This is a genomic window from Streptomyces sp. NPDC040410, assembly GCF_055595715.1.
In genome coordinates this window covers 26,815-37,084 of the sequence record NZ_JBVIVK010000039.1, presented here as the reverse complement: position 1 = coordinate 37,084, position 10,270 = coordinate 26,815, and the positions used below count along the sequence as shown (strand labels likewise).

Below are 10,270 nucleotides of genomic sequence, written 5' to 3'. Positions count from 1 at the left end.
ACGCCTTCGCCCCAGCCCGTGCCGTCGGCACCGGCCGCGAACGCCTTGCACCGGCCGTCGGGCGACAGCCCGCGCTGCCTGCTGAACTCCACGAACAGGTCCGGCGTGGTCATGACGGTGACACCCCCGACGAGGGCCATCGAGCACTCGCCGCTCCGCAGCGCCTGCGCGGCGAGGTGGAGGGCCACGAGCGACGACGAGCACGCCGTGTCGACCGTGACCGCGGGGCCCTCGAGGCCGAACGTGTAGGAGACGCGTCCGGAGACGACCGAGGCCGCCTTGCCGGTGAGCGCGTACCCCTCGATCTCCTCGGGCGCGTTGCGCAGTCCGTTGGCGTAGTCCTGGCCGTTGGTGCCGATGAAGACGCCGGTGCGGCTGGCGCGGACGGACGCGGGGGCGATGCCGGCGCGCTCGAAGGCCTCCCACGCGGTCTCCAGCAGCAGCCGCTGCTGAGGGTCCATGGCCAGCGCCTCGCGCGGCGAGATCCCGAAGAGACTGGCGTCGAAGCGGTCGGCGCCCTGGATGAAGCCGCCCTCGCGCGAGTACGTCTTGCCGGGCCGGTCGGGGTCGGGGTCGTAGAGCGCGTCGATGTCCCAGCCGCGGTCGGTGGGGAAGCCGGACATGGCGTCCCGGCCGGAGCTCAGCAGCTCCCACAGGTCCGCCGGCGACTGGACGCCGCCGGGGAAGCGGCAGCTCATGCTGACGATCGCGAGTGGCTCATCGGCCGCGGCGGCGGCCGTCGCCTGCGCGGCGTCCGCCTCCAGCCCGCGCCGGCCGAGGAGTTCCTCGCCCAGGTGACGGGCGAGGGCGGTGGGGGTCGGGTGGTCGAAGACGAGGGTAGTGGGCAGTTTGAGGCCGGTGGCCGTGTTGAGCCTGTGGCGCAGTTCGACGGCGGTGAGCGAGTCGAAGCCGGTCTCGCGGAACGTTCGGTCGGCTTCGAAGGCGCCCTTGTCCATGTGGCCGAGCACCGCGGCGGCCTGCTCGCGGACCAGGTCCAGCAGGATGCGGCCCTGCTCCCCCGGCGTGGCGCCGAGGAGGCGCTGGACCAGCGCGGACGCGGGCACTTCGGCGCTCTGCGCGGCCTGGGCGCGTGCTTCGAGGGCCTTGCGGGCCTCGGGCACGCCGTGCAGCAGCGGGCAGGGGCGCGTGCCGGCGAAGGCCGGGACGAAGCGGTCCCAGTCCACGTCCGCGACGGTCACGGAGGTCTCGCCGTGGGTCAGCGCACCGTGCAGCACGGCGATCGCGGGAAGGGCCGCGATCGCCCGTACGCCGCGCCGCCGCAGGTGGTCACCGGCGGCGCCGTCGGCCATGCCTCCGTCCGCCCAGGATCCCCACGCGACGGCCAGCGCGGGCACGCCCTGCGCCCGGCGCTGCTCGGCGAGGGCGTCGAGGAAGGCGTTCGCGGCACCGTAGGCGCCTTGGCCGCCGTTGCCCCAGACACCGGTCATCGAGGAGAAGAGCACGAAGGCGTCGAGGTCCTGGCGGTCCCGGGTGAGCTCGTGCAGGTGGAGTGCTGCGTCCACCTTTGGGCGCAGCACGTGGTTGAGGCGCTCGGGAGTGAGCGATTCGACCAGGCCGTCGTCGAGTACGCCTGCGGTGTGCACCACGGCGTTCACGGTGTACCGGCCGAACAACTCGGCGAGCGCGTCGCGGTCGGCCGCATCGCACGCAGCGACGGTGACCTGAGCGCCCAGCTCCTCCAGTTCCGCCTTGAGTTCGGCGGCGCCCGGGGCGTCGGGGCCCCGGCGGCTGGTGAGCACCAGGTGCTCGGCACCAGCACCGGCGAGCCAGCGGGCCACGTGTCCGCCCAGCGCACCCGTACCACCGGTCACGAGCACGGTGCCGCGCGGCGACCAGGGTGCGTCCGCCGGTGCCGCGCTCTGCGGCGCGCGCACGAGGCGGCGGCCGGACACGCCGGAGGGGCGTACGGCGAGTTGGTCCTCGTCGGCCTGGGCCAGCAGGGCGGCCAGTCGCTCCAGCGCGCGGGAGTCCGGCTCGGCGGGCAGGTCGACGAGCCCGCCCCAGCGTTGCGGCTGTTCCAGGGCGACGATCCTGCCCAGGCCCCAGAGCTGGGCGGAGACGGGGTCGGTCAGCAGGTCCGCCGTGCCGGTCGACACCGCGCCGCTGGTCAGGCACCACAGCGGGGCCTCGATCCCCGCGTCGCCGAGGGCCTGGACGAGCAGGACGAGCCGCTGGAGGGCGTCCGTCCCCGCTTCGCCCTGTGCTGCGGCGAACAGGATGCCGTCGGCCTGCTCGTGCCCGGCGTCGGCGAAGGCCCTGGCCAGCGTGTCGCGGTCGGTGTCCTCGCCCACGGCGAACGGTACGAGCGCGACGCCGAGTTCGGTGAGCCCGGCGCGGATCGCCTCGGTCCACGCGGTCTCCTTGGAGACCACGTAGAGCCAGGTTCCCGACGGAGGGGCCCCGACGACGTCACCGAGCGGCTGCCAGGTGATCCGGTAGCGCCAGCCGTCGGCGGTGGACTGCTCGCGCCGCTGCCGGCGCCAGGCGGACAGCTTGGGTGCGACCACGTCCAGTTCGGCGGGCTCCAGTCCCAGGAGCGCACCGAGAGATGCCCGGTCCTCGCTCTCGACGGAGTCCCAGAACTCGGCGTCCATCGCCTCCGGGGCGCCGGCAGTCGCCGCCTGCGGCGCATGGAGCCAGTAGCGCTCGCGCTGGAAGGCGTACGTGGGCAGGTCGACGCGCCGGGCGCCCGGGAAGAGCGCCTGCCAGTCGGGCGAGATGCCGTGGGTGTGCAGCTGCCCGACGGCGGTGACGAGGGCGTACGCTTCGGGGCGGCCGGCGCGCAGGGCGGGAACGGCGACGATGTCTGTGCCGTCGTGGAAGCAGCCCTGGACGAGGGCACTGAGGACACCACCCGGGCCGATCTCCACAAACGTGGTCACGCCCAGCTCGTGCAGGGTCCGCACACCGTCGGCGAAGCGCACCGCCTCCCGGACGTGCCGCACCCAGTACTCGGGGGTGTACGGCTCGGCCAGGCGTCCGGTGAGGTTCGAGACCACCGGGATCCGCGGCTCACTGAACGTCAGACCGCGAACGACCTCCGCGAACTCCTCCAGCATCGGATCCATCAACGGCGAATGGAACGCTTGACTGACCTTCAGGCGGGACGTCTTACGCCCCCGAGCAGCGAACACGTCGGCAATCGCCGTAACCGCGTCCTCCGCACCGGAAATGACCACGGACCGCGGGCCGTTGATCGCCGCAATCCCGACCTCGTCGGTCAGGTAGGGCAGCACCTCGTCCTCGGCCGCCTGGACCGCCACCATCGCACCACCCGCGGGCAGCGCCTGCATCAACGCGGCACGCGCCGACACCAGCTTCGCCGCATCCTCAAGCGACAACACACCCGCCACATGCGCAGCCGCGATCTCACCCACCGAATGACCGGCCACGTAGTCCGGCCGGACACCCCACGACTCCAGCAGCCGGAACAGCGCCACCCCGACCGCGAACAACGCCGGCTGCGTCGAACCCGTCTGATGAAGCGATTCCGCATCGACGTCGACGGGCGCGTCCAGATGCGCGCACACCTCGTCATACGCCGCAGCGAACACCGGGTAAGCCGCGTACAGCTCGCGCCCCATGCCGATCCGCTGCGAACCCTGACCCGAGAACAGGAACCCGACCTTGCCCCCGACGACACCGCCCACCGGAGCAGCGCCGGAAACAATGCCCTCCAGCCCCTGGCGGAACTCCCCAAGCTCCTCCCCCACGACCGCCACACGGCGCTCCAGCACCGCACGCGACGTCGCCAGCGAGAACCCCACGTCCTCCGGCCGAACCCCGCCACCCCCGACACCCCCGCCACCCATGACGCCCTCAGCGTCCAGGAAGGACAGCAGCCGGCCCGCCTGATCCCGCAGCGCCGCATCGCTCTTCGCCGACAGCACCCACGGGACCGGTCCCGCAACGGCCGTCCCGCGGGTGGGCTCTTCGCTCGTCTCGGCCTGCTCGACGATGACATGCGCGTTGGTGCCGCTGATGCCGAAGGAGGACACGGCGGCCCGGCGCGGCCCGTCGCTCGCAGGCCACTCCACGGCCTCGGTCAGCAGCCGCACCGCGCCCGCCGACCAGTCCACGTGCGGGGTCGGCTCGTCGACATGCAGGGTCGGCGGCAGCACGCCGTGCCGCATGGCCAGCACCATCTTGATCACACCGGCCACGCCGGCCGCGGCCTGCGTGTGACCGATGTTCGACTTCAGCGAACCCAGCCACAACGGCCGGTCGCCGTCCCGTCCCTGGCCGTAGGCGGCGATGAGGGCTTCCGCCTCGATCGGGTCCCCGAGCCGCGTGCCCGTACCGTGCGCCTCCACGACGTCGACGTCCGCGGGCGCGAGTCCGGCGGCCGCCAGGGCCTGGCGGATGACGCGCTGCTGGGAGGGGCCGTTGGGCGCCGTGAGTCCGTTCGACGCGCCGTCCTGGTTGACCGCGCTGCCCCGCACGACGGCCAGCACCTGGCGGCCGTTGCGCCGGGCGTCGCTGAGCCGCTCCACCAGGAGCATGCCGACGCCTTCGGCCCAGCCCGTACCGTCCGCGCCGGCCGCGAACGCCTTGCACCGGCCGTCCGCCGACAGGCCGCGCTGGCGGCTGAACTCCACGAACATGCCGGGCGTGGACATCACGGTGACGCCGCCGGCCAGGGCCATCGTGCACTCGCCGCTCCGCAGCGCCTGGACGGCCAGGTGCAGGGCGACCAGGGACGACGAGCAAGCCGTGTCCACCGTGACCGCTGGGCCTTCGAGGCCGAACGAGTAGGCCACGCGGCCCGAGGCGACGCTGGTCGTCGTGCCGGTCAGCAGGTAGCCCTCGACGCCGTCGACCGGCTCGTGCAGCCGGGGGCCGTAGTCCTGTGCCGTCGCGCCGATGAACACGCCCGCCCGGCTCCCGCGCAGCGTGGCCGGGTCGATGCCGGCCCGCTCGAAGGCCTCCCACGCCGTCTCCAGGACCAGCCGCTGCTGCGGGTCGGTCGCGGCGGCCTCACGGGGGCTGATTCCGAAGAAGCCGGCGTCGAACTCGGCCGCCTCGTGCAGGAAGCCGCCGTGCCGGGTCGAGGACTTGCCGGGCGTGCCGGGCTCCGGGTCGTAGAGCGCTTCGACGTCCCAGCCGCGGTCCGTCGGGAATCCGGAGATCGCGTCGCCACCGGAGGCGAGCAGCCGCCACAGGTCCTCGGGGGAGCTCACGCCGCCGGGCAGGCGGCAGCTCATGGCCACGATGGCGATGGGCTCGTCGGGGTCGGCCACCGTCGCGGGCGCGGAGGCCACCGGGTCCTCGCCGCCCAGGGACTGGGCGGCGAGGTGGCGGGCGAGCGCGGCAGGGGTCGGGTGGTCGAACAGCAGCCCGCTGGGCAGGCGCAGGCCGGTGGCCTCGCTGAGCTGGTCGCGCAGTTCCACCGAGCTGAGCGAGTCGAAGCCGAGGTCTTTGAACGTCCATTCGGTCTCGACCTGGCGGGCTTCGGCGTGGCCCAGAACGGCCGCGACGTGTGCGCGGACCATGTCGAGCACGGCCTCGGCGCGCTCGGACTCGGGCAGTCCGGCCAGCCGCCGGCCCAGGGCTCCGACAGGCGCGCTGTCAGTCTCGGCGATGGCGTCCGACTGCGGAGCCGCAGGAGCCCGGCCGGTGGTGGCGGCGGGCAACGTTATGTCGCCGTCCAGCCAGTACCGCTGCCGTTCGAACGCGTAGGTGGGGAGCGCGACCTTGCGGCGTGCGCCTCGCCCGCCGCAGAACAGGGCGTCCCAGTCCGGCTCCACGCCGCGGACGTGCAGCGAGGCGACCGCCGCCAGCAGGGCCTGCGCCTCGGGGCGACGGGCGCGCAGGGCGGGGACGAACAGGGACTCGCTGTCGGCGCCGGCGCGGGCCATGGAGGTGAGCACGCCGCCGGGGCCGAGCTCCAGGTACGTGCGGACGCCCTGTTCGTCGAGGCGGGCGACGCCGTCGGCGAAGCGGACCGTCTCGCGCACATGGCGGACCCAGTACGCGGCCGTGCACCCTTCGTACCCCGAGGGCGCCTCGGACAGTCGGCCCGTCACGTTGGACACGATCGGGATGCGCGGGGCATGGAAGGTCAGGCCCTCGACCACGTCGCGGAACTCCGCCAGCATGGGTTCCATGTGCGGGGAGTGGAAGGCGTGGCTGACCCGCAGCCGGCTGGTCTTGCGGCCCAGGGCGGCGAAGGCGTCGGCGATCTCGGTGGCGGGGTCCTCGTCGCCGGAGACGACGACGGAGTCCGGGCCGTTCAGCGCGGCGATGCTCACGCGGTCCCGGCGGTCGCCGATGCGGGCGCGGACCTCGTCCTCCGCGGCCTGGACGGCGATCATGGCGCCGCCGGCGGGCAGCGCCTGCATCAGGCGACCGCGCGCGGCCACGAGGGCGCAGGCGTCGGCGAGTGAGAGGACGCCTGCCACGTGCGCGGCGGCGAGTTCACCGATGGAGTGGCCCATGAGCACGCCGGGGGTGATGCCCCAGCTCTCCAGAAGCCGGAACAGGGCGACTTCGACGGCGAACAGCGAGGTCTGCGTGTAGAGGGTCAGGTCGAGTTCGGCGGCTTCCTCGGTGCCTTCAGGGGCGAACATGACCTCGCGCAGCGGCCGCGGCAGCAAGGGGTCGAGGTGTGCGCACACCTCGTCCAGCGCGATGGCGAACGCCGGGACGGCCTCGGCCAGTTCGCGGCCCATGACGGCCCGCTGGCTGCCCTGGCCCGAGAAGAGGAAGGCGAGCCCGCCGCGCGAGCCCGTGCGGCCCGTGGTCAGCGCGGCGTCGATGCCGCCGGTGGACAGCTCGCGCAGAGCGCGCAAGAAGTCGTCGCGATCGTCGCCTACGACGACGGCCCGGTGCTCGAAGGCGGTGCGGCCGGTGGCCAGCGACCAGCCGACGTCGGGCAGGGCGAGACCGGGGCGCGCCTCGGCGTGTGCGAGCAGGGCGGCGGCCTGGGCGCGCAGCCCGGATGCGGTCTTGGCGGACAACGGCCACAAGGCCGGAGCCGCGCCCGTACCCGCCGCCGCAGCCGAGCCCGCCGCCGTCACCTGGTGTTCCGCCAGCACCATGTGGCAGTTGGTTCCGCCCATGCCGAAAGAGCTGACGCCGGCGAGCAGCGGGCGGCCGTCCTCGGCGGCCCATTCGCTGTGCTCGGTCTGCACCCGCAGGTTCAGCCGGTCCAGCGGGATCGCCGGGTTCGGCGTCTCGAAGTTGAGGCTGGCAGGCAGTTCACGGTGGTTGACAGACAGGACCGCCTTCAGCAGGCCGGTGATGCCGGCGGCGCCCTCCAGGTGGCCGACGTTGGTCTTGGCCGAGCCGACCCGCAGAGGGCGGCCGGGCTCGCGTCCCGTGCCGAGCACCGCGCCGAGCGCGGCTGCCTCGATGGGGTCGCCGACCTTGGTGCCGGTGCCGTGCAACTCCACGTAGTCGACGTGGGCGGGGTCGATCCCGGCCCGTTCGTAGGCGAGCCGGAGCACCTGTTCCTGCCCGGACTGCAGGGGTACGGTCAACCCGTCGCCGCCGCCGTCGTTGTTGACCGCACTGCCGCGGATCACGCAGTAGACGGGGTCGCCGTCCGCGACGGCCCGGGCGAGAGGCTTGAGGACGACGATGCCGCCGCCCTCGCCGCGGACGTAGCCGTTCGCGCGGGCGTCGAAGGTGAAGCAGCGGCCGTCGGGGGACAGCCCGCCGAACTTGGCGGCGCCCAGGACGCTCTCGGGGACGATGTTGAGGTTCACGCCGCCCGCGAGGGCGATCGTCGATTCGCCCTTGCGGAGGCTCTCGCAGGCCAGGTGGACCGAGACCAGGGATGAGGACTGGCCGGAGTCCACGGTCAGGCTGGGGCCGTTCAGACCGAGGAAGTAGGAGACCCGGTTGGCGATGATGCTGCGGTGCAAGCCGGTGACGGTATGCGGGGAGATGGCTGTGAGTCCGGAGCGGTGGTGCAGGGTCGCGTAGTCGTCCCAGATGGCGCCGACGAACACTCCGGTGCGGGTGGAGCGCAGCGTCTCGGCGCGCACGTGCGCGTCCTCCAGCGCTTCCCAGGCCAACTCCAGCACGAGCCGCTGCTGCGGGTCCATGGCGGCGGCCTCCTTGGGGGAGAGCCCGAAGAACCCGGCGTCGAAGTCGCCGATGCGGTCGAGGAATCCGCCCCAGTGGATGTCGGTCCTGCCGGGTGCGGACGGGTCGGCGTCACCCACCGCGGCCCCGTCCCACCGGTCCGGGGGGACATCGGTGATCGCGTCCGCGCCCTCGCTGAGCAGCCGCCAGAAGGCGACCGGGTCGGCGGCCCCCGGCAGTCGGCACGCCAGGCCGATGACAGCTATGCCATCGGCCGAATCCGCCGAAGCCGAACCGGCCCCATTCCCCGTTCCGTTGAGCTCGGACTCGACCATATTGCACTCCACCCACCCACACAGAGAATGAAAAGGCACCGCACCGTGACAGCCACGGCACAGGCGATCGGCACAACCGGGCGGCAACGAGTAGCGGTGTGACCCTAGTTTCGGTCCCCGCAGCCGCGCTCCGCCGCTGCAGCGGATCAGATTTAGGGGAATCCCCCGTGTCGGGAGCGGCGGTCGCGGGGTGGTTGCCCAGGCCGCCCTGGGTGCTGCTGGTCGAGACGGTCCGCAAGTCCGGCCTGGACACCGCGATATCGGCGGCACTCACGCCGTCGCGCAAGTCGCGTGCCGTGACGATCCAGGCAAGATCCTGCTGGATGTGCCCCGGGCCGTCGCATGCGGCGGGGACTGTCTGACCGATGTCGGCATGCTGCGGGCCGAGCCGGGTGTGTTCGGCCCCGTGGCCTCCGATCCGACAGCATCCCGTCTCGTCGACGCTCTCGCCACGTCCGACCCGAAGGCTCTCGCTGCGATCCGGGCCGCACGTTCCGAAGTACGGACACGGGTCTGGGAGCCGGCCGGGGCCCACGCTCCGGCTGCAGCCGGGCAGGTGATCCTGGACCTCGACGGCGTGCTCCGGCCTGCGACGCGGGCGGCGCCGAGGGGTCCGGCGCCTGGGTCGCGGAGATCACCGACATGCCTGACCCAAGCACCCGACCCACGGGGATGCAGCAGATCGTCCGCAAGGAACGCCCGCGCCCCGGCGCCCAGTTGCGCTTCACCGACATCGACAGGAACGGGCTCACCTGCTTCGCCAAAACATGAAAGGCGGCCAGCTCGCCGACCCGGAACTGCGTCACCGCAGACGGGCCCGCTACGAGGACCGCATCCGAACCGCCCGCGACACCGGCCTGCGCAACCTGCCCCTGCACGACACCGCCCGGAACCGGATCTGGCTGGAGATCGTCTCCCTCGCACTCGGCCTCCTCGCCTGGATGCCGATGCTCGCCCTGACCGGCGAGGCCCGCCGCTGGAAGCCTTTTCTCCACGGGCTTCATGAATCCCGTGCCAGCCTGCAATGTGAGCGACGCACTGGATGCCGGGAAGAACCTTTTTCAGCAGTCCGCGATCCAGTACAAAGCCTTACGAAAGGAAGGTCATTCACAGGTCCGAGCGGATCGAGCACCACGGGCTCGTCTTTTCGCTACGCAAAGCCTCCGGCAACTATGGAACCAAGGTCTCCGGATCCCCCAGTCAGGAGTACGTTCATCCACCTCACCTCGGATAGCGGCATTGTGCCCGAAACCTTAATAGCGCTCCTCGTGCGCCTTCCCGTGGTGCCTCATGCGCCACATACTCAGCGAGACCATCCTGGAGTGGCGAGAGTGGTCCTGGTCAGACCGTCTCGTCGGGGTGCAGGCGCCCCAGCAGCTCATAGAGGCTGCGGCGGCCCTCGTCGTCGAGACGGTTGAAGGCCGCCGAGGTGGCCCGCATATCGGAGCGGATCAGACGGACGGCCTCCAGGCCCTTTTCCGTCGCGACCACATTCTTGATCCGCCGGTCGGCCGGGTTGAGGTGCCTGGAGACCAATTGCTGGGCCTCCAGCCGGTCGACAAGCCCGGTGATGTTGGACGCGTCGCAGGCGAGCAGTCCCGCGAGAGCACGCATGGGCAGGGGCTGCCGCAGCAGGATGAGCATCTTGGCCTGCGTCATGGTGAGCCCCTGCACCGCGGCCGCCGCGGTGAGGTCCCGGTAGTAGCCGGCGGCGGCGCGTGCCAGGCGCTCCAGGAGCTCGACGTAGGTGGGGTCGCTGCCCTGCGGGGCTGGGGTCGCGGAGGCCGACTGCGCGGCGGTGGTGCGGGACATGGCTTCGATTCTAGGTGAGATTCAACGTTTGACATCCTCAACCATTGACCCTACCGTCGGACCTCGACGTT

The 10,270-nt window shown here is 72.3% G+C and carries 2 protein-coding genes and 1 pseudogene; 1 reads left to right on the top strand and 2 read right to left on the bottom strand.

All coding sequences use genetic code 11. The features are described 5' to 3' along the window. Positions 1-8,387: type I polyketide synthase (locus tag ACZ562_RS37110; protein ID WP_471188830.1), on the bottom strand; the 8,387-nt coding region annotated here is incomplete at its 3' end. A gap of 582 nt (positions 8,388-8,969) precedes the next feature. Here ACZ562_RS37110 and ACZ562_RS37105 point away from each other — a divergent pair. Next, positions 8,970-9,373 (top strand): annotated as a pseudogene (locus ACZ562_RS37105) (transposase); the annotation flags it as partial. Between the two features lie 355 nt (positions 9,374-9,728). On the opposite strand, the gene ACZ562_RS37100 reads toward ACZ562_RS37105, so the two are convergent. Beyond that, the gene (locus tag ACZ562_RS37100; protein WP_471188827.1) at positions 9,729-10,199 is read right to left on the bottom strand and encodes a MarR family winged helix-turn-helix transcriptional regulator; all 471 of its coding nucleotides are present in this window, start codon (positions 10,197-10,199) and stop codon (positions 9,729-9,731) included. Positions 10,200-10,270 lie beyond the last annotated feature (71 nt).

Excerpts from the sequence above, each read along its gene's own strand:
- ACZ562_RS37100 (WP_471188827.1), bottom strand. The coding sequence starts at position 10,199 with ATGTCCCGCACCACCGCCGCGCAGTCGGCCTCCGCGACCCCAGCCCCG.